26 protein-coding genes and 1 pseudogene are annotated in these 25,455 nt (G+C 58.7%); 7 read left to right on the top strand and 20 right to left on the bottom strand.

The window, feature by feature from the left end:
* The first annotated feature begins 98 nt into the window (after nt 1–98).
* From CFter6_RS08865 to CFter6_RS08850, 4 genes are all read left to right on the top strand, one after another.
* Nucleotides 99–707, top strand: coding sequence for a TetR/AcrR family transcriptional regulator (locus tag CFter6_RS08865; RefSeq protein WP_061539620.1), 609 nt, complete (start codon nt 99–101; stop codon nt 705–707).
* A gap of 78 nt (nt 708–785) precedes the next feature.
* Nucleotides 786–1,943 (top strand): iron-containing alcohol dehydrogenase, encoded by a 1,158-nt coding sequence (locus CFter6_RS08860; RefSeq protein ID WP_061539619.1) that lies wholly within the window; start codon nt 786–788, stop codon nt 1,941–1,943.
* Between the two features lie 67 nt (nt 1,944–2,010).
* On the top strand, nt 2,011–3,042 hold the full coding sequence (locus CFter6_RS08855) for an NADP-dependent oxidoreductase (protein ID WP_061539618.1): 1,032 nt from the start codon (nt 2,011–2,013) through the stop codon (nt 3,040–3,042).
* A gap of 34 nt (nt 3,043–3,076) precedes the next feature.
* Nucleotides 3,077–3,754: a type 1 glutamine amidotransferase domain-containing protein gene (locus tag CFter6_RS08850; protein WP_061539617.1), complete on the top strand. Its 678-nt coding sequence runs from the start codon at nt 3,077–3,079 to the stop codon at nt 3,752–3,754.
* 75 nt (nt 3,755–3,829) lie between these two features.
* Here CFter6_RS08850 and upp read toward each other — a convergent pair whose 3' ends face one another.
* The 17 genes and pseudogenes from upp to CFter6_RS08765 all read right to left on the bottom strand — a co-directional run bounded on the left by upp (nt 3,830) and on the right by CFter6_RS08765 (nt 21,703).
* The gene (gene upp, locus CFter6_RS08845; RefSeq protein ID WP_061539616.1) at nt 3,830–4,480 is read right to left on the bottom strand and encodes a uracil phosphoribosyltransferase; all 651 of its coding nucleotides are present in this window, start codon (nt 4,478–4,480) and stop codon (nt 3,830–3,832) included.
* Nucleotides 4,481–4,549: 69 nt separating this feature from the next.
* Nucleotides 4,550–4,954 carry a MerR family transcriptional regulator gene (locus CFter6_RS08840; RefSeq protein WP_061539615.1) on the bottom strand — a complete coding sequence of 135 codons (405 nt, stop codon included), beginning with the start codon at nt 4,952–4,954 and terminating at the stop codon, nt 4,550–4,552.
* Nucleotides 4,951–5,394, bottom strand: coding sequence for an integration host factor subunit alpha (locus CFter6_RS08835; protein ID WP_014005494.1), 444 nt, complete (start codon nt 5,392–5,394; stop codon nt 4,951–4,953). Before CFter6_RS08835 ends, CFter6_RS08840 begins: the two co-directional genes overlap by 4 nt.
* Before the next feature lie 126 nt (nt 5,395–5,520).
* Entirely contained in the window at nt 5,521–7,947 is a 2,427-nt protein-coding gene (gene pheT, locus CFter6_RS08830; RefSeq protein ID WP_061539614.1) for a phenylalanine--tRNA ligase subunit beta, read from the bottom strand.
* Between the two features lie 122 nt (nt 7,948–8,069).
* Complete coding sequence (gene pheS / locus CFter6_RS08825; RefSeq protein WP_061539613.1) at nt 8,070–9,086, bottom strand: phenylalanine--tRNA ligase subunit alpha; 1,017 nt, start codon at nt 9,084–9,086, stop codon at nt 8,070–8,072.
* A 216-nt stretch (nt 9,087–9,302) separates the two neighbouring features.
* Nucleotides 9,303–9,662 carry a 50S ribosomal protein L20 gene (gene rplT, locus CFter6_RS08820; protein ID WP_014005489.1) on the bottom strand — a complete coding sequence of 120 codons (360 nt, stop codon included), beginning with the start codon at nt 9,660–9,662 and terminating at the stop codon, nt 9,303–9,305.
* Between the two features lie 20 nt (nt 9,663–9,682).
* Complete coding sequence (rpmI, locus tag CFter6_RS08815) at nt 9,683–9,880, bottom strand: 50S ribosomal protein L35 (protein ID WP_061539612.1); 198 nt, start codon at nt 9,878–9,880, stop codon at nt 9,683–9,685.
* A gap of 192 nt (nt 9,881–10,072) precedes the next feature.
* A complete protein-coding gene (gene infC / locus CFter6_RS08810) occupies nt 10,073–10,597 on the bottom strand; it encodes a translation initiation factor IF-3 (RefSeq protein ID WP_082814671.1) in 525 nt (174 codons plus the stop codon).
* 60 nt (nt 10,598–10,657) lie between these two features.
* Nucleotides 10,658–12,564, bottom strand: a pseudogene (thrS, locus tag CFter6_RS08805) (threonine--tRNA ligase).
* 428 nt (nt 12,565–12,992) lie between these two features.
* A complete protein-coding gene (locus CFter6_RS08800) occupies nt 12,993–13,286 on the bottom strand; it encodes an addiction module antidote protein (RefSeq protein ID WP_061539610.1) in 294 nt (97 codons plus the stop codon).
* 9 nt (nt 13,287–13,295) lie between these two features.
* The gene (locus CFter6_RS08795; RefSeq protein ID WP_061542274.1) at nt 13,296–13,586 is read right to left on the bottom strand and encodes a type II toxin-antitoxin system RelE/ParE family toxin; all 291 of its coding nucleotides are present in this window, start codon (nt 13,584–13,586) and stop codon (nt 13,296–13,298) included.
* A gap of 162 nt (nt 13,587–13,748) precedes the next feature.
* The gene (locus CFter6_RS08790) at nt 13,749–15,278 is read right to left on the bottom strand and encodes an efflux transporter outer membrane subunit (RefSeq protein WP_082814670.1); all 1,530 of its coding nucleotides are present in this window, start codon (nt 15,276–15,278) and stop codon (nt 13,749–13,751) included.
* A gap of 32 nt (nt 15,279–15,310) precedes the next feature.
* Nucleotides 15,311–18,406 carry an efflux RND transporter permease subunit gene (locus CFter6_RS08785; protein ID WP_061539609.1) on the bottom strand — a complete coding sequence of 1,032 codons (3,096 nt, stop codon included), beginning with the start codon at nt 18,404–18,406 and terminating at the stop codon, nt 15,311–15,313.
* Complete coding sequence (locus tag CFter6_RS08780) at nt 18,399–19,541, bottom strand: efflux RND transporter periplasmic adaptor subunit (RefSeq protein ID WP_061542273.1); 1,143 nt, start codon at nt 19,539–19,541, stop codon at nt 18,399–18,401. The genes CFter6_RS08785 and CFter6_RS08780 overlap by 8 nt, the downstream gene beginning before the upstream one ends.
* A gap of 364 nt (nt 19,542–19,905) precedes the next feature.
* A complete protein-coding gene (locus CFter6_RS08775) occupies nt 19,906–20,568 on the bottom strand; it encodes a VOC family protein (RefSeq protein WP_061539608.1) in 663 nt (220 codons plus the stop codon).
* Between the two features lie 54 nt (nt 20,569–20,622).
* Entirely contained in the window at nt 20,623–21,099 is a 477-nt protein-coding gene (locus tag CFter6_RS08770) for a thioesterase family protein (RefSeq protein ID WP_061539607.1), read from the bottom strand.
* A gap of 37 nt (nt 21,100–21,136) precedes the next feature.
* Entirely contained in the window at nt 21,137–21,703 is a 567-nt protein-coding gene (locus CFter6_RS08765) for a TetR/AcrR family transcriptional regulator (RefSeq protein WP_061539606.1), read from the bottom strand.
* A gap of 157 nt (nt 21,704–21,860) precedes the next feature.
* Here CFter6_RS08765 and CFter6_RS08760 point away from each other — a divergent pair, with 157 nt between their 5' ends.
* The gene (locus CFter6_RS08760) at nt 21,861–22,268 is read left to right on the top strand and encodes a YXWGXW repeat-containing protein (protein WP_061539605.1); all 408 of its coding nucleotides are present in this window, start codon (nt 21,861–21,863) and stop codon (nt 22,266–22,268) included.
* A 66-nt stretch (nt 22,269–22,334) separates the two neighbouring features.
* Complete coding sequence (locus tag CFter6_RS08755; RefSeq protein ID WP_061539604.1) at nt 22,335–22,631, top strand: hypothetical protein; 297 nt, start codon at nt 22,335–22,337, stop codon at nt 22,629–22,631.
* A gap of 127 nt (nt 22,632–22,758) precedes the next feature.
* Here the strand turns inward: CFter6_RS08755 and CFter6_RS08750 are convergent, their stop codons facing one another.
* The gene (locus CFter6_RS08750; RefSeq protein WP_082814668.1) at nt 22,759–23,217 is read right to left on the bottom strand and encodes a GNAT family N-acetyltransferase; all 459 of its coding nucleotides are present in this window, start codon (nt 23,215–23,217) and stop codon (nt 22,759–22,761) included.
* 241 nt (nt 23,218–23,458) lie between these two features.
* Between CFter6_RS08750 and soxR the strand changes: the two genes are divergently transcribed.
* Complete coding sequence (gene soxR, locus CFter6_RS08745) at nt 23,459–23,944, top strand: redox-sensitive transcriptional activator SoxR (RefSeq protein WP_061539602.1); 486 nt, start codon at nt 23,459–23,461, stop codon at nt 23,942–23,944.
* A 6-nt stretch (nt 23,945–23,950) separates the two neighbouring features.
* On the opposite strand, the gene CFter6_RS08740 is transcribed toward soxR, so the two are convergent.
* Together CFter6_RS08740 and CFter6_RS08735 are read right to left on the bottom strand one after the other, a co-directional pair.
* Entirely contained in the window at nt 23,951–24,505 is a 555-nt protein-coding gene (locus CFter6_RS08740) for a GNAT family N-acetyltransferase (RefSeq protein ID WP_061539601.1), read from the bottom strand.
* A gap of 92 nt (nt 24,506–24,597) precedes the next feature.
* Complete coding sequence (locus tag CFter6_RS08735) at nt 24,598–25,356, bottom strand: hypothetical protein (RefSeq protein WP_236904578.1); 759 nt, start codon at nt 25,354–25,356, stop codon at nt 24,598–24,600.
* Between the last annotated feature and the right edge of the window lie 99 nt (nt 25,357–25,455).

The raw sequence follows: 25,455 nt of genomic DNA, 5'->3' as shown, positions 1-25,455 counted from the left end.
TCAGGTATCGAATCGTATCAAGTTTTCCATAGGGAAATTACGGTAAAAACAGCCATCGTTAGACGACCGGTCTAATTTTGAATTAGAATAGCTGAATCATGAGAGAAAAATACGACACCACCAAGCGCCACATCCTGGACGCCGGACAAAAGATCATCGCCGTCAAAGGCTTTTCCGGCGTCGGCCTCAGCGAAATCCTGAGCGCCGCGGCGATACCTAAGGGTTCCTTCTACCACTACTTCGGATCGAAGGAACAATACGGCCGAGCCCTGATGGAGCAGTACGTCGACAACTACCTGCAGGCGATGGATGAAGTCTTGCAGATTACGGTGCAACCGGCGCAGGAACCGGCCCGCGAACGGTTGCTGCGTTACTGGGGCCACTGGCTCGACACCCAGTCCGGTGCGGAAGCCATGGACAAATGCCTGGTGGTCAAGCTCAGCGCCGAAGTCTCCGACCTGTCGGATGACATGCGCCTGGCCTTGTGCGAAGGCACGACGCAGGTAATGGCGCGCCTGGCCGATTGCATCGCAGAAGGCATCGCGGACGGCTCGCTGCGGATCGAACTGGAACCGCAGAAAACCGCGCAGATGCTTTACCAGCTGTGGCTGGGCGCCAGCCTGCTGGCAAAACTCCAGCGCGATCGCAGCGCACTCGAAAGCGCCATGGACGTCACCCTCAACATCCTGGCGCCGCCCCCAAACTAAAGCACAACTGAAGCACAACACAGTTCGCACATTTTTTACCACTCCGCCGACGAGCGGATCACTTCCCAAGGAAACCCCATGCTGAATTTTGAATTCTACAATCCCACCAAGATCGTCTTCGGACGCGACACCATCGCCAAACTGGCCGACCTGGTTCCCCATGATGCCCGCGTGCTGATCCTGTACGGCGGCGCCAGCGCCCAGAAAACCGGCACCCTGGACGAAGTCAAGGCAGCGCTAGGCAAACGTGAAATCCACGAGTTCGCCGGCATCGAACCCAACCCAAGTTACGAAACGCTGATGCAGGCAGTCGAGCAAGTCCGCGCGCAAAAGATCGATTTCCTGCTGGCGGTAGGCGGCGGCTCGGTCATCGACGGCGCCAAGTTCGTCGCCGCGGCGGCGAATTTTGAAGGCGAAGCCTGGGATATCGCCGTCAAGCGCGGTACCAACATTACCAGCGCCCTGCCCTTCGGCAGTGTGCTGACCTTGCCGGCGACCGGCTCGGAAATGAACAACGGCGGCGTCGTCACCCGCAAATCGATACAAGCCAAGCTGGCCTTCCACAGCCCGCTGGTGTTCCCGCAATTCTCCATCCTCGATCCGATCAAGACCTTCACCTTGCCGCCGCGGCAGATTGCCAACGGCGTGGTCGACGCTTTCGTACACACCGTTGAGCAGTACCTGACTTACCCGGTGCAAGGCCAGGTGCAGGACCGTTTCGCCGAAGGCTTGCTGCTGAGCCTGATCGAAACCGGACCAAAAGTGCTGGCCGAACCCAACGACTACGACGCCCGCGCCAACCTGATGTGGGTAGCCACCTTGGCGCTCAACGGCCTGATCGGCGCCGGCGTGCCGCAGGACTGGGCCACCCATATGCTGGGCCATGAATTGACCGCCCAATACGATATCGACCATGCGCGCACGCTGGCGATCGTACTGCCGTCGTTGCTGTCGGTGCGCCGCAACAGCAAGCGCGCCAAGCTGCTGCAGTATGCCGAGCGCGTCTGGCAGATCACCGAAGGCAGCGAAGATGCGCGCATCGACCTGGCAATCCAGCGCACCCGCGACTTCTTCGAAAGCCTGGGCATCAAGACCCGCCTGGCGGATTATGAACTGGGCCAGGACGCGGTCGAAACCGTGCTCGGGCAGCTGGACAAGCATGGCATGACGGCGTTGGGCGAACATCAGGACCATACCCTGGCTGTCAGCCGCACCATTCTCGAAGCAGCGTTGTGATGCACAACTGATTTTGTCCGTGCCGGCAGTTCGTCGCCGGCGCTCATTCCACTGAAGGAGTAACCACATGCCACAAAATAAAACAGTCAATCGCCGCATCTTGCTGGCTTCACGTCCGCAAGGCGCGCCGACGCCCGACAATTTCAAGCTCGACCAGGGCCCGGTGCCGAAGCCGGCTGCCGGCCAGCTGCTGCTGCGCACCGTTTACCTGTCGCTCGATCCCTACATGCGCGGGCGCATGAGCGACGCCCCTTCTTATGCGGCACATGTCGAAATCGGTGAAGTGATGGTCGGCGGCACCGTGTCGCGAGTCGAAGCTTCCGAACATGCCGACTACAAAGCCGGAGACCTGGTCCTCAGCTACAGCGGCTGGCAGGATTACGCGCTGTCGGATGGCAAGGGCCTGACCAAGCTCGACGCAAAACTCGCCAAGCCATCCTACGCTCTAGGCGTACTTGGCATGCCTGGCTTCACCGCCTACATGGGCTTGCTTGACATTGGCCAACCGCAGGCCGGCGAGACGGTGGTGGTGGCGGCAGCCACCGGTGCGGTCGGTTCGGTGGTCGGGCAGATCGCCAAGATCAAGGGTTGCCGCGTGATCGGTATCGCCGGCGGCGCCGACAAATGCAAATACGCAGTCGAAGAATTGGGCTTCGATGCCTGCATAGACCATCGCGCCGCCGACTTCCCGCAACAGCTCGCAACCGCCTGCGACAAGGGTATCGACGTTTATTTTGAGAACGTCGGCGGCGCTGTCTTCAACGCCGTCCTGCCGTTGCTGAACCTGCACGCCCGGGTGCCGGTATGCGGCCTGATCGCCAACTATAACGCCGCCGGCAAGCCCGAGGGACCGGATCATCTGCCGGGGCTGATGGGCAAGCTGCTGGTACGCCGCATCAAGATGCAAGGTTTCATCATTTTCGACTACTACCATCGCTACCCAGAGTTCTTCAAGGACATGAGCGGCTGGCTCGCCGCCGGCAAAATCAAATTCCGGGAAGATATCGTCGACGGCCTGGAGAATGCGCCGCAAGCCTTTATCGGCCTGCTGGAGGGAAAGAACTTCGGCAAGCTGGTGATACGCGCCGGCGACGAATGAGACATCACGCAGTAAACACTCAAAAGGAATCCAGATGAAAATATTAATGGTGCTTACCTCCCACGACCAGTTGGGCAATACCGGCAAAAAAACCGGTTTCTGGCTTGAGGAGTTTGCAGCTCCCTATTACGCCTTCCTGGACGCCGGCGCCGACATCACGCTGGCGTCGCCAAAAGGCGGCCAGCCGCCGCTCGATCCGAAGAGCGACGAAGCCGATGCCCAAACCGAGGCCACCGAACGTTTTCGCAAAGATGGCGCGGCGCAGGCCGCATTGGCAGCGACCATCAAGCTGTCGACCGTGCAAGCTGCATCTTATGACGCCGTATTCTATCCGGGCGGCCATGGCCCCCTGTGGGATCTGGCGGAAGACAAGGACTCGATCGCTTTGATCGAAACCATGTACGCTGCGGGCAAGCCGGTATCGGCCGTATGTCACGCACCTGGCGTACTGCGCCATGCACGCGCGGCAGATGGCAGCCCGCTGGTGAAAGGCAAGAAAGTCACCGGTTTTTCAGACAGCGAAGAAGCAGCCGTGCAGTTGACCGATATCGTGCCGTTTCTGGTGGAAGCTGAACTGAAACGCCTGGGCGGAAATTACAGCAAGCTGGCCGATTGGCAGAGCTATGCCGTTACCGACGGCAATCTGGTTACCGGACAAAATCCGGCGTCTTCAGTTGCAGTGGCGCAGCATGTATTGAAATTTCTGAGCTGATGTAGTCACCATTAAATAGGGTCGGAGTCGAATTAAAATAATTCGACTCCGACCCTATTTAACTGCTGCGGCGGATTATTTGGTGCCGAAGATGCGGTCACCGGCGTCGCCCAGTCCGGGCACGATATAAGCATGCTCGTCCAGGTGCGAATCCAGGCTTGCCACGTACAGCTTGACGCCGGGATGGGCGCCCTGGAACACTTGCACGCCTTCCGGCGCCGCCACCAGCGCCAGGAAAATGATTTGCTCGTCGCTGACGCCGCGCTTTTTCAGGACGTCGACGGCATGCACTGCCGAATTGCCGGTTGCCACCATCGGATCGCATACGATGAAGATCCGCTCCGCCAGGTCCGGCAAGCGCACCAGGTACTCGACCGGCTGATGCGTATCGGGATCGCGATACACCCCGATATGCCCGACCCGCGCCGACGGCACCAGGTCCAGCAAACCGTCGCTCATCCCTATCCCGGCCCGCAGCACCGGCACCACCGCCAGCTTGCGGCCGGCAATCACCGGCGCCTGCATGCTCTGCATCGGCGTTTCGATCTGCTGTGTCGTCAGCGGCAGGTCGCGCGTGATTTCGTAACCCATCAGCAGCGTGATTTCACGCAGCAGCTGGCGGAATGTGCGGGTAGATGTTTCCTTGCTCCGCATGTGGGTCAGCTTGTGCTGGATCAGCGGGTGGTTGAGGATGAAAAGATTGGGGAAACGCGGATCGCTGAGCATAAGTGTAATTATTCCAAATACAAAAAAGGGAGATTGCTCTCCCTAGTTTATTCAATATTCACTCAATATTCACTGAGTGGCTTGCTCGACCTTCGGTATCAGCAAATCGAGTATCTGTTCCAGTTCGTGCCGCACTTCGACCAGATTGACTTCGTTTTGCCGGGCCTCGGCCAGCTCGGCTTCGGCCGCGCCGCCCAGCCGGCCATCTAGTTTGTTGCGGGCGCCGCTGATGGTGAAACCGTGTTCATACAATAATTCGCGGATGCGGCGAATCAGCAGCACTTCGTGGTGCTGGTAATAACGACGGTTGCCGCGCCGCTTGACCGGCTTGAGCTGGGTGAATTCCTGTTCCCAATAACGCAGCACATGCGGCTTGACGCCGCACAGGTCGCTGACTTCGCCGATGGTGAAATAACGCTTGGCCGGAATCGGCGGCAATACGACAAGTTCGGATTTACTAATGCGATCGTTCATGAATTAGCTGGAAGAGCGGCGGCAAACTGTTGGATAGGCTGGATCGGCTGCAGGCTTGCAGCTTCAACCATGCCCTTGAGTTTTTGGCTGGCATGGAAAGTGACCACGCGGCGCGCAGTGATGGGAATTTCTTCCCCGGTCTTCGGATTGCGGCCCGGGCGCTGCGGCTTGTCGCGCAGCTGGAAATTGCCGAAACCCGACAATTTCACTGATTCGCCGCGTTCCAGCGCATCCCGGATTTCATCGAAAAACGTTTCAACCATGTCCTTGGCCTCACGCTTGTTGAGGCCAACCTGTTCAAACAAAAGTTCAGCCAGTTCCGCCTTGGTCAATGTCGGCAAATTCTTTTCTGCCTGCGAACGGGCTTGCGCTTCACGCATCGCCCGGTTCAGGTCGGCGTCCAGAACGGATTCGAATTCTACTGTCTGCATATTGTTCATTCTGTCGTTACGCCCCTGTCTTTTTGGGATTGCCGCTGCCGACGCCGCTCTGTGTCGAGCGCACCGGCATTTGCTGCAGGTTTAATCATCATTAAAGCCACTCAGTTAAAGCCACTCAATTACAGATCAGGCGCGCAATCTTGCTGTTGGCACCTTGCTGACAGCAGCGATCAAAGCCGACATGGCGGCTTCTACTGTGTCATCTTGAAGGGTGTTTTCAGTATCTTGCAAGGTAAAACGGAAAGCAAGACTTTTTTCGTCATTTTCCAGTCCTTTGCCATGATATTCATCAAATAAAACAATGGCTTGCAGAATCCGGCAAGCTGGATTTCCTTGCTGCTCAGCAGCAAAAACGTCCAGTAAATCCTGTGCATAAACGGCTTGTTTGACCACCACCGCGAGATCGCGCACCACGGCCGGGAACTTCGAAATCTCGACATACGCAGGTACTTGCCGATGCTGCAACGCCAAGGCGTCGACTTCGAACAAAACCGGCGCCAGCGGCAACTCATATTTCTGCTGCAGGCGCGGATGCAATTCGCCGATAAAACCTACCGCCACGTCGCCCAGCAGCACCTGCGCCGAACGACCCGGATGCAAAGCAGGATGCTCCAGTTTGGCAAAACGCAAAACGGCAGGCGCAAACAAGGCCTCCAGGTCGGCCTTGACGTCGAAGAAATCGACGGTGCGGCTGGCTTGTCCCCACTGTTCGTCGGCTTGCGGACCATAGGCCAGGCCTGCGACCCGCTTCGGCTGTTCAAAACCGGCTACCGCCAGCGGCCCGTTCTGGACTTCCTGGTTGCGCGTATACACGGCGCCTGTTTCAAAAATACGGACCCGGTTCAGCTTGCGGTTCAGATTGTATTTGACGTTGGCCACCAGGCTGGCGACCAGCGACGAGCGCATCACGCTCATCTGGCTGGCAATCGGATTGAGCAGCTTGATCGGCTGCAGGTTGCCGGCGAAATCGGCTTCCCAGGCTTCTTCGACGAAACTGAAATTGATCACTTCCTGGTAATCCAGGTCGGCCAGCTGGCGCCGGATCGGGAACAGCGAGCGCTGGTTTTCCGGCGCGATGTACATGGCGTTAGGCGCCACCGGCGGCAAGGCCGGGATATTTTCGAAACCGTAGACGCGGGCGATTTCCTCGATCAGGTCTTCTTCGATCTCGATATCGAAACGGAACGACGGCGGCGTCACCGAAAACACGCCGTTCTCCTGGGTGAAACCCAGTCCCAGGCGCGTGAAGATATCGGCGATCTGGCTGTCCGACAACGGTACACCGATCACCTTGATGGCACGTGAAGTACGCACTTTGACCGGATCGCGTTTCGGCAGGTTGACGCTTTGGTCGTCGACCGCGCCGACCTGGGTTTCAGGTGTGCCGCAAATTTCGACCAGCAAGGCGGTAATGCGTTCTATGTGCTCGACCGTGGTGGCGAAATCGACGCCGCGCTCGAAGCGATGGCCGGCGTCAGTCGAAAAATTGAAACGGCGGGCGCGGCCCTGTATCGCCTGCGGCCACCAGAATGCGGCCTCCAGATAGATATTCTGCGTTTCCAGCGATACCGCAGTGGCGTCGCCGCCCATGATGCCGGCCAGCGATTCGATCTGGCGGTCATCGGCAATCACGCCGATCCAGTCATCGACGCTGACTGTATTGCCGTTCAACAGCTTGAGCGATTCGCCTGCCTTGCCCCAGCGCACATCGAGGCCGCCGTGGATCTTGTCGAGGTCGAACACGTGGGTAGGACGTCCCAGTTCCAGCATGACGTAGTTGGAGATGTCGACCAGTGCCGAGATCGGCCGCTGGCCGCTGCGCTCCAGGCGCTGCTTCATCCAGCGCGGCGTAGCTGCCTTGGCGTTCAGGCCGCGGATTACGCGGCCGGAGAAACGGCCGCACAGGTCCGGCGCCGAAATCTTCACCGGCAGGATTTCAGCGATATTGGCGCTGACAGTCTTGAACAGCGGCTGCTTCAGCGGCGTGCCGGTCAGCGCCGACACTTCGCGCGCCACGCCCAGCACCGACAGGCAGTCCGCCTTGTTCGGCGTCAGCTTGATGGTGAACTTGAGATCGTTCAGTTCGAAATAGTCGCGGAAATTCTGGCCGACCGGCGCATCTTCCGGCAATTCCAGCAAGCCGCCATGGTCTTCCGCCAGTTTCAGTTCGCGCGCCGAGCACAGCATGCCCTGCGATTCGACGCCGCGCAGCTGGCCCAGCTTGATTTCGAACGGCTTGCCGTCCGCGCCCGGCGGCAGGATTGCGCCGACCATCGCGCACGGCACTTTCAGGCCTGGGCGCACGTTCGGCGCGCCGCACACGATATTGAGCATGGTGCCGGTGCCGACATCGACCTGGCAGACATTCAGGCGATCGGCGTTCGGATGCTTGGCGGTCTCGACCACCAGGCCGACCACGATATTGGTAAAAGGCGGCGCAACCGGCTCGACCTCTTCCACTTCAAGACCTGACATGGTCAGCAGATGGGACAATTCGTCCGAAGTCATCTTCGGATCGACCATGGAGCGCAGCCAGCTTTCAGAGAATTGCATAGGTAAAACCTTCAAAAACCTTTAGTCACAGAAGCAGGGAACGCTGGATTATCGGAGCAAAATCGGGAGCAAGATCGGGAGCATGACTCCAAGACAACCCAAGCGTCTTCGGCGAGGAGCTTTTAGTTAAATTGTTTCAGGAAACGCAGGTCGCCTTCGTAGAACAGGCGCAGATCGTTGATGCCATAACGCAGCATGGTCAGGCGTTCGATGCCGGAGCCGAACGCGAAGCCGATGAACTGTTCCGGATCCAGCCCCATGTTGCGCACCACGTTCGGATGCACCTGGCCGGCGCCGGATACTTCCAGCCAGCGTCCTTTCAGCGGACCGCTGCCGAAGGCAATGTCGATCTCGGCCGAAGGCTCGGTAAACGGGAAGTAGGATGGACGGAAACGCACTTGCAGGTCGTCGGTTTCAAAGAAAGCCTTGACGAAATTCAGGTACACGCCCTTGAGGTCGGCGAAGCTGATGTCTTCGGCGATCCACAAGCCTTCGACCTGGTGGAACATCGGCGAGTGGGTGGCGTCGCTGTCGACGCGGTAAGTACGGCCCGGCGCGATGACCTTGATCGGCGGCTTGTTCATGCGCGCATAACGCACCTGCATCGGGCTGGTGTGGGTGCGCAGCAGCAGCTGCTTGCCTTCAGTGTCCTTGCCGTCGATGTAGAAGGTGTCCTGCATCGAACGCGCCGGATGGTTTTCCGGGCTGTTCAGCGCGGTAAAGTTGGTCCAGTCGGTTTCGATCTCGGGGCCGTCGGCCACGTCGAAACCGATGGAACGGAAAATTTCTTCGATACGCTGCCACGAACGCATCACCGGGTGGATGCCGCCGACGCCGCGGCCGCGGCCGGGCAAGGTGACATCGATTGCTTCCGCATTCAGGCGCTCTTGCATCTGTGCGTTGGCCAAGGCATCACGGCGCGCATTCAGCGCGGCTTCGATCTGCTCTTTGGCGTTGTTGATGACTGCGCCCTGGACCTTGCGCTCATCCGGCGCCAGCTTGCCCAGCCCCTTCATCTGCTCGGTGATCTGGCCGGTCTTGCCGAGATACTTGGCCTTGGCATTTTCCAGCGCGGCGGCATCGGCGGCGGCGCTGAAATCAGCCTGGGCTTGCGTTACTAATTGTTCTAGGGAGTTCATGCAGTTTTCCTGCTCCAATGAAGCCGAAATACGCTGATATTAGTTGGGGACAGAGTAATTCGCCGCACTGCGGCGGCTCATAAACTCTTTCCCGCAAATATAAAAACTAAAACCAGCGGTTAAAAACACAAACGGGGCACAAGGTGTTGACCTCTGCCCCGCTCGGGATTGCCAAGCCGCAGAACCGCGCGGCAGTGGCAAAACTACGCAACTAAGTTACGCAGCGATGTTGGCCTTGACTTGATTGACAATCGCAGCAAACGCTGGCTTGTCCATCACTGCCATATCAGCCAGAACCTTACGGTCCAGTTCGATCGAAGCACGCTTCAGACCGTTCATGAATACGCTGTATGTCACGCCATGCTCACGCGAAGCGGCGTTGATACGGGCGATCCACAATGCACGGAATACGCGCTTCTTGTTACGACGGTCACGGTATGCGTATTGACCAGCGCGCATAACCGCTTGCTTGGCTACACGATAGACTTTACTGCGACGACCGCGGTAACCCTTGGCTTGCACCAAGATTTTTTTATGACGGGCACGAGCTGTAACCCCACGTTTTACTCTAGGCATAATAACTCCTTAGTATGAGGTTAAGCGTTCGGCAACATGCGCGAAACGGATACCATGTTGTGGTCATTGACCCCAACGGAACCGCGCAATTGACGTTTGTTTTTGGTGGTCTTCTTGGTCAGGATGTGGCGTTTGAACGCTTGACCGCGTTTAACGGTTCCACCCGGACGCACACGAAAGCGCTTTTTGGCGCTGCTTTTCGTCTTCATTTTTGGCATGACACTATCTGTCCTCTAGGGACAGCTCCTTTTTTAACATGATTGCAGGTGGCAACATGACGTTACGCTTGGATGCCTGCTCTCACTTGTTTAAACCCAGCTGCACCACAGCCACAACTGGATTTCGCAGCGGAATCAAGTCCGCCGCTTTTGGATGGCTTCGACGATCGCTCGCCGAGACCACCTAAAATCTTACTTTTTCTTCTTGGGCCCAATGATCATGATCATCTGGCGCCCTTCCATCTTCGGCCACTGCTCGACCTGTCCGTACGGCTCCAGGTCTTGCTTCAGACGTTCCAGCATGCGTACACCGATGTCCTGGTGAGCCATTTCACGGCCGCGGAAACGCAGCGTGATCTTGACTTTGTCGCCGTCTTCATCCAGGAAGCGGGTCAAATTGCGCAGCTTGATGTTGTAATCCCCATCATCGGTGCCTGGGCGGAATTTGACTTCCTTGACCAGGATCACCTTCTGCTTCAACTTGGCTTCGTGCGCCTTTTTCTGTTCCTGGTACTTGAACTTGCCGTAGTCCATCAAACGGGCTACTGGCGGCTGCGCAGTCGGTGCGATTTCCACCAGATCGACGTTTGCCTCTTCCGCCAGGCGGAAGGCCTCAGCCAGACTGACGATACCGAGTGCTTCGTTCTCGACACCGGATAAGCGCAATTCTGGCGCAGTAATTTCGCCGTTGATGCGATGTGACTTGTCCGTAGCTATTGCAGTTTCCTTTAAAAATCAAATAATTAAGCCGTGCTCTTGCGCTTCGGGTCGCCCCGTTCAGGCTTTGGTTTCAACCTCGTTCTTGAGGCGTTCCACCAGTACGTCGATAGGCATCACGCCCAGGTCGACATTGCCCGCGCTCGCACGGCCACTGTGTTTGCATCCCGCTCTTTATCACCGACAACCAGTATATAAGGCGGCTTCTGCAAAGAATGCTGCCGTATTTTATAGGTAATCTTCTCATTACGCAAATCGGTCTCTACTCTAAACCCTTGTTTTTTCAGCGTTTGTGCAACATTTTTAACATATTCTGACTGTGCGTCGGAGATATTCAAAACAACAACTTGCACAGGAGCAAGCCACAAAGGCATCGCACCGGCGTGATTTTCGATCAGGATCCCGATAAAACGCTCCAGCGAACCGACAATCGCCCTGTGCAGCATGACCGGCACCTTGCGGCCGTTGTCTTCGGTGACATATTCCGAACCGAGCCTGCCCGGCATCGAAAAGTCGACCTGCATGGTCCCGCATTGCCAGGAGCGGCCGATCGAATCTTTCAGGTGATATTCGATTTTCGGACCGTAGAACGCGCCCTCGCCCGGCAATTCTTCCCATTCCGTGCCGGAAGCCCGGATCGCTTCGCGCAGGGCGTTTTCCGCCTTGTCCCAGACTTCGTCTGCGCCAACCCGCTTTTCAGGGCGCAAAGCCAGCTTCACCGCCACTTCGGTAAAACCGAAATCGGTGTACACCTGGCGCACTACCTTATCGAAGGCCGCCACTTCGTCCTGTACTTGTTCTTCTGTACAGAAAATATGGCCGTCGTCCTGGGTAAAACCGCGCACCCGCATCATGCCGTGCAAGGCGCCGGACGGTTCGTTGCGGTGGCACTGGCCGAATTCGCCATAGCGCAGCGGCAAGTCGCGGTAGCTGTGCAGGCCGGAATTGAAAATCTGGATATGACCCGGACAGTTCATCGGCTTCAACGCGTAGCTGCGATTTTCCGACTCAGTTGTAAACATGTTGTCGCGATAATTATCCCAGTGGCCGGTCTTTTCCCACAGGGAACGGTCCAGGATCTGCGGCGCCTTGACTTCCTGATAACCATTATCCTGGTAGACGCGGCGCATGAACTGCTCAACCTGTTGCCAGATAGTCCAACCCTTCGGATGCCAGAAAATCAGGCCCGGCGCTTCATCCTGGAAATGGAACAGGTCGAGCGCGCGTCCCAGCTTGCGGTGGTCGCGCTTTTCCGCTTCTTCCAGCATGTGCAGGTAAGCTTCCTGTTCGTCCTTCTTTGCCCAGGCGGTGCCGTAAACACGCTGCAGCATTTCATTCTTTGCATCGCCGCGCCAGTAGGCGCCGGCCAGCTTCATCAGTTTGAACACCTTGAGCTTGCCGGTCGACGGCACGTGCGGACCGCGGCACAGGTCGGTGAACTTGCCTTCGGTGTACAGCGAGACTTCCTGGTCCTGGGGAATCGAGCCGATCAGTTCAGCCTTGTAAGCCTCGCCTATCGATTCGAAATAGGCGATGGCTTCGTCGCGCGCCACTACCTTGCGCGTCACCGGCTCGTCCTTCTTGGCCAGCTCGGCCATCTTCTTTTCAATTTCCAGCAAGTCTTCCGGAGTAAACGGGCGCTTGTAGGCGAAATCATAGTAGAAGCCGTTTTCGATCACCGGGCCGATAGTCACCTGCGCATCGGGAAACAATTCCTTCACCGCATACGCCAGCAAGTGAGCGGTCGAATGGCGTATCACTTCCAGGCCGTCGGCATCCTTGTCGGTGATGATAGCCAGCTCGACATCGCGCTCGATCAGGAAAGAAGTATCCACCAGCTTGCCGTCGACCTTGCCGGCCAGCGCCGCCTTGGCCAGGCCGGCGCCGATGCTGGCGGCGACCTGCGCCACGGTCAGCGGCGCATCGAATTGACGCTGTGAACCATCGGGAAGTTTGACTGCTATCATTTTGAGCCCCATATCGGCGGTCGCTCGGGACCACGCCGGATTGAATGAAATTAAGGTGTACTTAACTAAGGTGTGCTTAACAAAAACGCGGACGAAAAAAAACGCGGACCAGCCGCGCTTTTTTCATCATGCAGGTAGAAAAAGGCCTCGACTAGCGTCGCTCACAGATTGTGGTGGTAGTTCGCGGTGTCATAACCGGGATGCCTTTCTCGCTCTTACAGATGGTGAATTCGTTACAGTTGCCACCGCCAACAGTGAAAAAAGCGACGGCAACAGGATGCTTCCGATCATACCAGAAAATCTATGTGGCATGGCAAGTGCGCAAGATATCGTGTTGCGTGTTTGCCAAAAAAGAACCTTCGCCCGCCCTATGCCCAGGTCCCGCCTTATCGTTGCCTCCAATCAGCTTATCGCTGATCAGTCCTGATTTATGCCGCAGTCGCGTGCAGCCTCAATCCAAGCGCTTTCATGACTTTCAGAATGGTTCCGAACTCGGGATTACCCTCGCCAGACAGTGCCTTATACAGGCTTTCGCGCGCCAGCCCGGTATCCCGCGCTATCTGGCTCATGCCGCGTGCGCGCGCAATATTGCCCAGGGCATGCGCGATGAAGGCAGGATCATCGCCCGCCTCTTTAAGACATGCATCAAAATAGGCAACGATATCGGCGCTGGTTTGCAGATGCTCGGCAGAGTCCCACTGACGCAATTTGATCGTTCCCATGCGTTACTCCTAAAGTTTCCGCGCCAGTTTCAACGCCGTCTTGATGTCCTTGCTTTGTGTTGGCTTCCCGCCACCGGCAAGCAATACCACCATTTCATCGCCACGCTGCACAAAATATACTCGGTAGCCGCAGCCAAAATGAACCAGCATCTCGGAGACACCCTCTCCGACCGGTGCGCAATCGCCAAAATTACCGAACTCGGCACGATCAATGCGCATCTGGATGCGCACTTTGACGCTGCGATCGCGCAACGAGGCAAACCAATTATCAAATACCGGCGTTGTTTGAATAATTTTCACCGACAACTGTATCCCATAAATTACATCCCGTCAAATCAGCCTCCCATAAGTAGCTACATGATGCAGCGTGGCCGAGCTTGCTTAGGTTACGGATGTCACATCGGCGCCAGCGTCAATTGGATGATATTTAAGAAATGGCATAGAGAGCGGCGAGGAAACCGGTCACGAGTGCTTGCGGACAAGCGATCCGTGACGACAGCTTCCTATGCAAATCCTTCTACCTGACGGTCTCAGCCAGAGTCTCGCCGCAATTCCACCAGCCCCGCCCAAAGCCTGGAACAAGGCGGCCGTATCGACAAAACGAGCCGCCTGCGCCTGCGCCAGGCTGATCACTGCCTGCTGGTAGGTACCTTGCGCCGCCAGCAGGGTCTGCGGACCGGCCTCGCCCAGTTGCACCGACTTGCGCGAAATTTCCAGGCTGCGGGCAGCAGCGCGCTCGGCGGCATCCTGGGCTCGCAACGCATCGGCGTCGTACTGCAAGGCGCGCAGGCTGTCGGCGACATTCTGGAAAGCCAGGATCACCGTGCTCTTGTACTGAGCTGCGGCCTGTTCCAGCAAGGCTTCCGAGGCGCGCTTCTTGTGCAACAGCGCGCCGCCGGCAAACAGGGGCTGCGCCAGGCCGCCGACCAGTCCCCACAAGCCGGTGCCCGAGGTAAACAGGTTTCCCATTTCCGCCGCCGCGCTGCCGATGTTTGCGCTCAAGGTGACCTGCGGCAGCATGTTTGCGGTAGCGACGCCGACGGCAGCGCTGGCCGCGTGCAGCTGGGCTTCTGCCGAACGTACGTCGGGCCGCTGCCGCACCAGGCTGGACGGCAGGCTGACTGGCAGCTTCTGCGGCAGCTCAAGGCCGGCCAGGTCGAACGTCTGCTCCAGTTCCTCGCTCGGGAAACGCCCCGCTAATGCGGTCAGGCGACTACGCTGCTGCGCCAGCGATTTCTGCAAGGGCGGCAGGCTGGCCTTGGTCTGCGCCAGCGCTGCCTGCTGGGTCAGGACGTCGGCTTGGGCAACATCGCCGAGCGCATACTGGCGCTGCAGCAATTCAAGCAGCTGCCCCTGCACTTTGAGCACCTCTTGAGTCGCAGCAATCTGCGCTCGCAATCCCGCCTCCTGCACTGCCGCCTCCACCACGTTCGAGGCCAGCGTCAGATAAGCCGCCTCCAGCAAGAATCTTTGCTGTTCGGCCTGCGCCTGCAACCCCTCCACCTGACGCCGGTTGCCGCCAAAAGCATCAAAAGTGTAAGAGACGCTGATCTGAGCGGTATGCAGATTGAATGGCGATGTGCCCTGCCCGGCAGACACCGGCTGCTTCTGCCGCGTCGGCGCCAGGCCGGCGTTGACGCTGGGCAGGAATGCCCCTTGCTGCGCCGATACCAGCTCCTGCGCCGCGCGCAAGGCGGCTTGCGCCGATTGCAGATCGGGACTGGCTTTGATGGCCTCCTCGATCACGGCATTCAGCGCCGGCGAATTGAACAATGTCCACCACTGCGCGGGGATATCCATGCCGGCGACGAACTGCTGGGCATCGCCGCCCAGCGTAGCCGCGGAAGAAGTCTTTTCCGGCAGCGGCTGCCCGGCGTAGCCCTGTACCTGCGGCGCATCCGGTTGCTTGAAATCAGGGCCGGCGGCGCAGCCTGCGAGCGCCAGCAACACTGCCAGCGCCGGCGTCTTCAGTTTGAATTGTATTGTGTTCATGTTTTTACCTGCCAATGTTGATACGGTCCGGCTTAGCGGCCGTCAAGTTCTTTGCTTACGCCGCGACGTTTCTCGATCCAGCTCTCCAGCGTGTAATAAAACGCCGGCAGGATGAACAAGGTCAGCATGGTGGCGACCACCAGGCCGCCCACCACCACCGTCGCCAGGCCGCGCTGGACATCGGTGCCGACGCCGGTCGCCAGCGCCGCCGGCAGCATGCCTACCGATGCCACGGTGGCGGTCATCAGCACCGGCCGGAACCGTTCGCTGGCGCCTGCCAGCACTGCCTCCAGCAAGGCCAGTCCCTGGCGCCGGACGCGGTTGATATTGGAGACCATGATGATGCCGTTCTGCACCGCGACGCCAAACAGCGCGATGAAGCCGACTCCGGTCGCAACGTTGATGGTGCCATTGGTGACCCGCAATGCAATCAAGCCTCCCAGCGCCGCCAGCGGCACCACTCCCAGGATCAGCAATGCCTGCCGCAGCTTGCCGAAACCCGCATACAAGATGACCGCCATCAGGCCCAACACCAGGCCGAACACCAGCACCAGGCGCGCTTGCGCCCGTTCCTGGTTCTCGAACTGCCCGGCCCATTCGAGCCGGTATCTGGTTTTATCGAAATGGACCTTCTGCGCCACCTGTGCCTGCGCATCCTTGTAATACGATTGCAGGTCACGGTCGGCGTAGTCCAGCCGCACAGTGAGCTGGCGATGCGTGTTTTCATGGGCGATCGTGCTCTCGCCGGTGGTGCTGCGGATATGCGCCACCTGCGCCAGGGGAATCCGCGCGCCGTCGGCGGCAGTCAGCAGCAGCTGGCCCAGCGCCTCCGGACTGTTGCGGCTGCCCTTGGGGAACCGCACCGTAACGTCATGCACCCGGTCCGCCACATACAGCTGGGTCACCGGCGCACCGCCGATGCCGGTCTGGATCAGGTCGGCGATATCGGCCACGTTGATGCCCAGGCGGGCGGCGGCAGCGCGATCGATGTCGATCGCCACCTGCGGCACCGGCGGCTCCTGGAATATCGCCACGTCAGCGGATCCCGGCACGCCATGCAGCACCTCGACGATCTGGTTGCCGATGCGGCGCAGCTCCTTGAAATCGTCGCCATAGACCCGAATCACCAAGGGACTGTGGGCGCCGCCCACTGCATCGTTGACGCCGTCGCTGATCGGCTGGCTGATGCCGATGGAAAAGCCAGGCAGTTGCGCCAGGCGCGCATTGAGCCGGCGCACGAACTGTTCCTTGGTTTCGCCGCTGGCCCAGGTGCTGTAGGGTTTCAGACCGACCGGCACTTCCATGTGCGAGGGCGTCCAGGGATCGGTGCCGTCGTCGCTGCGGCCGAGCTGGGTCACCGCATATGACACTTCCGGAAACTCCAGCAAAGTGCGGCGCAATTCGCTGGCCATCTCGCTGCCCTGCTCCAGCGACAGGCCGGACGGCATCTGCACCTGCAGCCACAAGGTACCCTCGTCCAGGTTCGGCATGAATTCGCGGCCGGTAGCAGCGCCCAGTATGATCACCCCGGCCAGCGCCGCGGCGCCGATGCCATAGGAAACCAGCGGATGCCGCAGCAGGCGGCCCAGGGTTTTCCGGTAAGCGGCGCCCAGCCATTCAAGCGGCTTGTTATGGAAAATCCGGCGCGGCTTGCGCAACGCCATGTAAGCCAGGCCGGGCACCAGCACGATGCTGCACAACAGCGCCCCGATCAATGCATACGCCACGGTGAAAGCCATGGGCGACAGCAGCTTGCCTTCGGCGCGCTCAAAAGCGAACAGCGGCAGGTAGGCGACGATGATGATCAGGGTCGCGAAGAAGATCGGACGGATCACTTCGGTGGTGGCGTCGCGCACGTCGGTCTCGCTCAGCTCGACGTCGGGCCGGGCTTCACGCCGGCGCAGTATCGCCTCCGTGACCACAATCGCGCCATCGACAATGATGCCGAAATCGAGCGCCCCCAGGGAAAACAGGTTGGCTGGCATCTTGGTCAGGTACATCATGATGAACACCGCCACCAGCGCCAGCGGAATCGTGACCGCGGCCACCAGCGCGCTGCGCGGGCTGCCGAGAAACAGGATCAGCACGATGCACACCAGGCCGATGCCTTCCATCACGGTACGCCCGACCTTGTGTATGGTCATCTGGATCAGGTCGTTCCGGTCGATGTACGGCACCAGCTTGACATCCATCGCCGCCAGCCGCGTTTGCAGCTGATCTACCTTGGCGTGCACACCCTTGATGACCTCCGAGGCGTTTGCATATTTCAGCAGCTTGACCACGCCCTGGATGGTATCGGGATTATTGTCCTTGCCGAGGATGCCCTGCCTTTCCTGGTGGCTGTACTGCAGCTTGCCGAGGTCGCGCACCAGCACCGGTACGCCGCCAGTCTGTTTGACCACGACGTTGCCGAGGTCGGTCAGGCTGCGCATCAGGCCGATGCCGCGCACCACGTAACTCTGTTCGCCGCGCGTGATGCGGCTGCCGCCGGCGTTGGCGTTGTTGGCGCCGATGGCGGTCGTCACATCCGACAGCGAAACCCCAAAACGCTCCAGTTGCTTCTGGTCGACTTCCAGCTGGTACTCCATGGTCAGGCCGCCGAAGTTGCCGACTTCGGCGATGCCCGGCACCTGCTGCAGCTCAGGGATCACGATCCAGCGCTGGATTTCGGACAGCTCCATCAGGTTCTTGCTGTCTGACTCCAGCGTATAGCGATAGATCTCGCCGGCGGGGCTGGTCACCGAATCCAGGCCTGGCGTAATGCCGGCCGGCAGTTTCGCCTGCGCCATGCGCTCGCTGACGCGCTGGCGCTGCCAGTAATCTTCTGCGCCATCCTTGAATGTCAGGGTAATCAGCGACAAGCCGAAAGTGCTGGACGAACGCATGTGCACCAGGCCTGGCGTGCCGCTCAGTTCGCGCTCCAGCGGGATGGTGATCTGCTGTTCGATTTCCTCGGCAGCCAGCCCTGGCGCCTGGGTTGTCACCTGGGCGGTGATATCGGACAGCTCGGGATAAGCCTCGACCGCCATCCGGGTCCACGAGTAGTAGCCGAACAACGTCACCATCAGGGTCACCAGGATGACGGCATAACGCTTCTGCAGGCAGTAACGCACGATGTTGTTAATCATTGAGCAGCACTCCGCCCTTGGTGACAACCCGTTCGCCAACCTGCAAGCCGCTCTGGATGCGTATGCTGCCGTCTTCCTGGTTGCCGGTTTCTATGGTGCGGCGGACGAATGTCCAGGGCGCGACTTCGACGAACACGGTCGTGTTTTCGTTATTCATCAGCAGCGCCGACGGCGGCACCGCAGGGGCTGCCGTCTGTGCCACGGCAAAAGAAACATTGGCGAACATGTTGGGCTTGAACCTGCCATCGGCATTGGGCACGCTGATGCGCACCAGCGCCCGGCGCGTATCGGCCTGCAGCACGTCGCTGATGAACGACACCTTGCCGTGGAACTGCTCGCCAGGGTATGCCGGCAGGCTGATGCTGGCCGCCTGCCCTTTCCTGATCGACGACAGCATGTTTTCCGGCACGTTGGCGGTGATCCAGACGTTTTCCAGGTTGGCGATCGTCATCAGGGCCGCGTTCGTATCGTTGGCCGATTGCCCGGCGCCGACCGCCAGTTCGGTGATGCTGCCGGCATCCGGTGCGGCCAGGTTCAGGCGCTGGCCGCTGCTGCCGGCGGCGCTGATCGACTTGAGACGCGTATCGGCGCTGGCGAATTCGGCCTGGGCCTGGGCATAAGCGCTTTCAGCTTGTTCCAGGTCTTTGGCGGCGCCGGCGCCGGCCTGCTGCACGCCGCGTTGCCGCTCCAGCGCGCGTTTAGCCAGTTGCAGGGCGTCGCGGGTTTTTTGCAGCTCGGCGCTAGCCTGGGCGAAATCGCCGGAAGCCATCACCAGCAGCAGCTGGCCCTTGCGCACGCGGTCGCCAAGGCCTACCTTCAATTCCAGCACCTTGCCGGCCACCGGCGGCAGGATATTGATGGTGCGGGCAGGATCCGCCTCCACCTGCGCTGGCAGCTCCAGAACATGTGAAGCATCCAGCGCCGCCACCGCCTGCACTGCAAGGCGCTGCCGCAGCGGCGAATGTTCCGGAATGGCGATGCGCTCGCCTTGCTTGGTGAAGTTCACGGTCGATGCCGTGTCGGCAGCGCCGGCGGACGCCTTGCTGTCGAATACGACGAAGGCAAGCCTGCCGGCAATCAGGACGACGACGACGAGGGCCATCAGGGGTTTGCGCCGGAAAATATTCTTGTTCATGGTCATGCTCGTGTTAAGAGATTGTGGTTCACGTCAGCCCCTGGCCAGATCGCTGTCCGGAGGGCGGAATGCCGTTTTTTTTTCAACCGGGACAGTTGCCGGACATCGCCGGCGGCACCGGTTTGGGTCAGCGCGGCAGAAGAGCGGCGCAGGGATCTTGCATGCAGCGACACATGTCGTCCGCTGCAGCTCCGGAGATAAGTACAGTCCCAGCAAACCGGGACCCGCACAGGCTACCGGGCTATCCTGTCAGGAACCTGAAGGGAAGCTGACAAAATCCTGACAAACAGGAATTCTCGCCAGGCGTGGCGCATGCGCGACAGCCGTCATGAGGGCTGGCTGATGATTCAGGTGGGGAGAAGGGTTATTTGGCGGCGTAAGCTGCCGGCCCGCCAAGCTGGCGTAGCCCGGCAGGGGTCTGGATATGCGCGACCAGGTAAGGCTGTTCGCTTGCGGCGATGGCGGTTGCCGAAAATGCGCCTTGAAAACCGACGCATGCCAGCATGCGGTCGACTTGCTCTGCTTCGGCATGGAACGCTTCCAGGCGAATCAGCGAGCAACCCAGGTCCTGCAGCTTGCGGGCCGGATGGGTTGCGGCCTGCCATTCGATGAATGACGGTGCGATGCCGTGCAGAGGCAGCTTGCCATCCGCTGCAATGCTGATCAGCCAGTTCAGCCGGCCGCGCGTCATGGGCTCGATCACGCCGGCATCGACCGGCGAGGCTGCGATTGCAGCATGGATGTCGCCGGTCCGCGCCAGCCATGTCGCCAGCTGCGGCGGGCAATCGGCAGCCAGTTCGTCGAGCTGGAACCAGCGCGGGCGGACAGGACGCGGTGCATCCGGGTTTACCGCGATCACTTCGAGGAAAATCTCGTCGCCGAGTTTCAGCAGGCAATTGTGGGTTCCCATGCGCGGGTGTTCGCCGCCCGTTTCGAGCGTCACGCCCAGCGCGCGCCGCACATACTCCACGCCGTCCGCCAGGGACGCCGCAGTAATGACCAGGTGATCGATGGAAGTCTGCAGCATGAGATCGTTCTAGGATGTCCGGCAAGCAGGAACTTTACCATTTTCCGCCAGGTTTCATCGAAGCACGGCGCCGCCATTTGCAGCGAGCACCGCAGCGATCACCGCGTCAGGCGGGACCACGCCCTGCTTGCCTTTCACCACGCCTTTGGAAGTGCCGTCGGCAATGATCGTGCCATTCACGGAAAAACGGTGCGTCATGAAAAAATATTTTTCGTCCCAGTGCGTGATTTCCAGCGTCGCCTTGAATTTCTTGAACATGCCCAGCGACTTGCGGTAAGTCATCGTGTGCTCGGCGATGATGGGCATCCATCCCTGCTTGATCATGACCCGCGCCAGCCCGGTGCGGATAAATACATCGACCCGGCTCAAGTCGCACAAGGTGAGATAACGGCCGTTGTTGACGTGCAGGTTGATGTCGAGATCGTTGGGCATGGTCAGCATGCTGATTTCGCTGACGGTCTTGCCTACCGTGAGCCGCGGACGAAAGAAAGACGAGAGCAGCACATAAAAAAGACGCAGAAACAGGTTCATATCGATTGCTCCGGTAGGTGTCGGCGGTAAGTGTGTGTTAATGGCCACGCTGCTGGATATCCCGCTGCAGCAGCAGCGCAGCCTGTTCGATCGGCTCGCAGGAGGCCGCCATGCGGGCATGCAGCAGCGCTCCCTGGAAGGCATTCAGGATGTTCAGGCTCGTCACAGCCGCCTCGCGGGACGGCAAGCCGTAAGCCTGCAGCCTTGCTTGCAGCGCCAGGCGCCAGTCGGCGTAAATGGCCTTGCATGCCTGATTCAGGACATGGGTCTTTGCAGTCGACATCGCAATCGCCGCCACCGGACAGCCGAGCTCGAAGCCGGATTTGCTGAGCGCGGCCGACAAGGCCCTGCCCATGTCAGCGATGTAATCCTGCAGTTCCGGCGCGCGCGAGCAGGAAGTTATGAAAGTGCCCAGGCTGTATTCCTTGGCCGCCTCCAGCACTGCCGCCATCAAGTCATCCTTGCCGCCGGGGAAATAATGATAAAGCGATCCTCTGGGAGCCTTGCAGGCGCGGGCGACATGCATCAGCGTGATGCCAGCGTAACCATGCGTCGGCAAAAGCTGGATGGCTTTCAAAATCATCTGTCCGCGAAAATCCTGCATGTTGGCAAACTCCTGAATTATGTATGTATGCATACATAATATAAGCGGAAGCGTATTTAAATGCCAGTTATAAATGAATGTAATTAATTGCATCATTGCTTGGCCGGTTTACATTCGCAGGTATAGTTAGTGCAATCCATCCACACTATAAAAATCCATGAAACGTTTGCTCTGCGCAGTTGCCCTCGCCGCCGTCAGCGCCGCCGCCTTAGTGCCGACCCAGGCCATGGCGCAAGTCGGCGTCAACATCATCATCGGCACGCCGCCACCGCCGCCAAGATACGAAGTGATGCCGCCGCCGCGCGTTGGCTACATGTGGGCGCCCGGATACTGGAACTGGGATGGCCGCCGCCATGTCTGGGCTGGCGGGCACTGGGAAAGGTCGCGCAACGGCTATATGTATAACCGGCCGGAATGGCGCCAGGGACGAAACGGCTGGGAACTCCGCCGCGGCGGCTGGCAGCGCGGCGACCATCGCGGCGGATATGACGGCAGGCGCGACCATCACCGCGGCGACGGTCGCCGTGGCTATGACCACCGCGACAACGACCGCTATCATCGCTAAGCGCTGCACTGCATGACAACAGGCAAAGGCCAGTGCCGGTGCCTGGATTCAAAGGAACATCAATCTATGACGACCATGACATTCCACAAACCCCTTGCTGCCATGCTGCTGACGGCGGCCAGCCTTGCCGTAGCGCAGGCCCAGGAAGCCGGCCCGCGCGTATCGCTGGATACGGCAAAACCGCAAGCTAGCGAAGAATGCCGGCGCTTGCAAGACCGCGTCAGCGAACTCGACAGGATGGACGACGAACGCATCGCCCGTGGCGGACGGACCGGCGCACAGCAAAGCCCGGTCCAGACCAAGGAGTGGATAGACAAGGAACGCAAGGACGCCAAGACAAAAATGTTCTTTGCCAAATGCTAGGTTAAATCGGCAGGCCGGTTCCGAAGATATTGCCGGTTTCAGCCGGCGTCGGGTGCAGCGCCCACATCGACACGCTCAACTTGGCTCTCTCGCCGTTTCCTCGGTTCCTATTGAGGCACATCGTGCTTCATAGATGAAATTCCATGGGTTTAAATCCAGGCGGAAGGATCCTGGTACTGCTTGCCGGCAAGAAGCCGATTGCTTCATAGAAAACGACTGCATTGGGCGCGGCATTGAGTCGAATCGACGACCTGTCAGTAAAATTGCGGCAATGCTGAATGGCCGCAACAACAAGCTGCCGGCCGATACCCTGCCGATGCAGTTCCGGCGCCACGAACAAACTGCATAGGTTCCAGAAATTTTTCACCAACACCACTCCGGCAATCTGTCCGTCCTGGATGAATTTGAGATGACAACATTCATCGCTATTCATCGACCACCAGTCAAGATTCTGATTCACGTTATGGACAAGTTCGGCTTGCAGGCTGAGATCGTCGAATACGCGTTCAGAGCGCATAACGCGTTCCATGAAACTGCGCAATTCTGGAATATCTTGAGGCTCGACAGTTTGGATGGCGGTAATCATTGCTATGGACCCGAGCTTGGGGTGAAGCGGTGTTGGGCCATCGCGCTCAACTACCGAATTGCGAATGAGGATACTGTGTCATGTTGGCAATACGTACCTTCCATGAGTTCATACACCGAACCGAGAATCTAGCACGGATCTTCCCTGGCACCGGATGAATTCGGAAAATAACCGGGACCATCACGCACAACTATCATGAAGTTCAAGTAAACTTGAATTCAATGACTTTCAGGGAAACCGCATGAGCGAAATATTGATCACCATCGGCGAACTGGCGAAACGCTCCGGCGTGGCAGCCAGCGCCTTGCGCTTCTATGAAGAACAAGGATTATTGAGCAGCACGCGCGAAAGCGGACGGCAGCGCCAGTTCTCCAGGGACGTATTGCGCCGGGTCGCTTTCATCCGCGTGGCGCAGACAGTCGGCCTCAGTCTCGACGAAATCAAGGCGGCCTTGTCGACATTGCCGCAGAAACGCACGCCAACCAAACAGGATTGGGAACGGCTCTCGCGTTCCTGGCACCCCCTACTCCAGCAGCGCATAGATACACTGACGGCGCTACGTGACCAGCTGACTTCGTGCATCGGCTGCGGCTGCCTTTCGCTGAAAAAGTGCGCGCTATACAATCCAGAAGATGCCGCAAAACGGCGCGGCACGGGACCGCGCTACCTGTTGGGAGACAATGCCGCGACGGTTCTCGCCGACGACGATTCGGGCGAGTATGACTGACGCTATCTAGGTTTCTGCAACCGCGGAGTGCGGATTGAGGCGGGAGTAAATCCAGAAATCGCGCGGATTGCCGCGCACCATGCGGAAACTGCGCAACAAGCCCTCGCATTGGAAACCGCATTTTTCCAATACCCTGGCTGACCGCGTATTGGTGTCAAGTGTGGTAGCCTGGATCCGGACCACGCCAAGATGCGAGAATCCCCATTCGACCACGGCATTGCATGCTGCAGCCGCAATGCCCCTGCCCCAGACATCGGGGGCAAGGTCGTAGGCGATTTCCGCTGTCCGGTTCAGCGGCGATACGCTATGAAAGCCGACAGTTCCGACCAGCGCGCCGGAGTCATTCAGGATAATCGCGAACCGCATTTCTGCTCCGAGGTCCGAGGATTCCATGGCGTCGAATTTCAGCTGCAGTTCATCCATTGAAGCGAGATGCCAACTGGTATGTTCCAGCACATGCGGTTTGGTCAGATACGCATACCAGGATGGCGCATCGGCACGGCTCAGCGGACGCATGTAAACGAGTTCATGTGCAAATCCAGGAAGATCAACGTAGCGCATAAATTAAATTTCACGGAATGAGGCTGTCTTCATGTATCAGAAACCAGCTGGACGAGACCCTCATCCTATGGCATTTCGCCCAGACCGGGAAGTCACTCGCTCAACTTGAATGATTCCAGCTCGCCGGTGTAACGTTCCGTGCGGACGCCGCCATTTCCGTAATATTCTTCTACCGACTTGACCCAGCGTTTAACTTCCGGCACATACCAGAATGCCTTGTAGGTCCTGCCAGTCGCCGGTCCGGCTGTGGTTTTTTGCACCTGAGTGACCATGGTGGCGCCGCCCTGTCCTGTTTGTGCTCCTTGCAAAATTGTTTGAGCCGGCTCCATCTCCGCATTCCATCGGCCTTCTTCTTCAATCTTGATTGCCTTGAATTTCCCCGCCGGTACTTCAACCGTTTCAAAACCGACCACCGTGAATTTGTGGCTCCATTGCTCAAACCTGTGCGCCTTGTTGGGATGTTGCTCAGTGTATTGGATTTCCCAGGTTTTCCCGGCGCTCAATGGAAATGAAAACGGCTTGTTGACTACTGTCTCCTTACCGTTCACATCGCGGCTCCGGCTCCAGTCGGTACCGGCAAACATGTCATTGGCAGCCTGCGTCGATCCGCTTTGTTTTGTCGAGTAATAAATGCTGGAAGAAGTGACATGGGAAACCGCAACTTCGGAACGGCTCTGGCTCCATCCGGAAGGCCCTCTCTCCACAGTGAGGCGATAGGTCCAGCTATCGCCGGCCTTGACCAATGGCGCATCGACGGATTGCGCAAAGCAAGGCAATGCAAGGGACGCGCCGATCAAGCCCAGAACGATGTTTTTCATGGAAGGAGATTGTGATTGAGAAAAATGCATCATATCGGCTCCAATTCCCGGCGTCACCAAGCATATGCATACGGAAACATTTAGAAACAACTTTGTTTCCGAATAGAAAAAATGGCAATTTAAACTTCAGTT

It is taken from the genome of Collimonas fungivorans, assembly GCF_001584145.1.
Lineage (GTDB): Bacteria > Pseudomonadota > Gammaproteobacteria > Burkholderiales > Burkholderiaceae_D > Collimonas > Collimonas fungivorans.
Note: the sequence above shows the minus strand (reverse complement) of the source record. Positions and strands in the feature narration are given on the sequence as shown.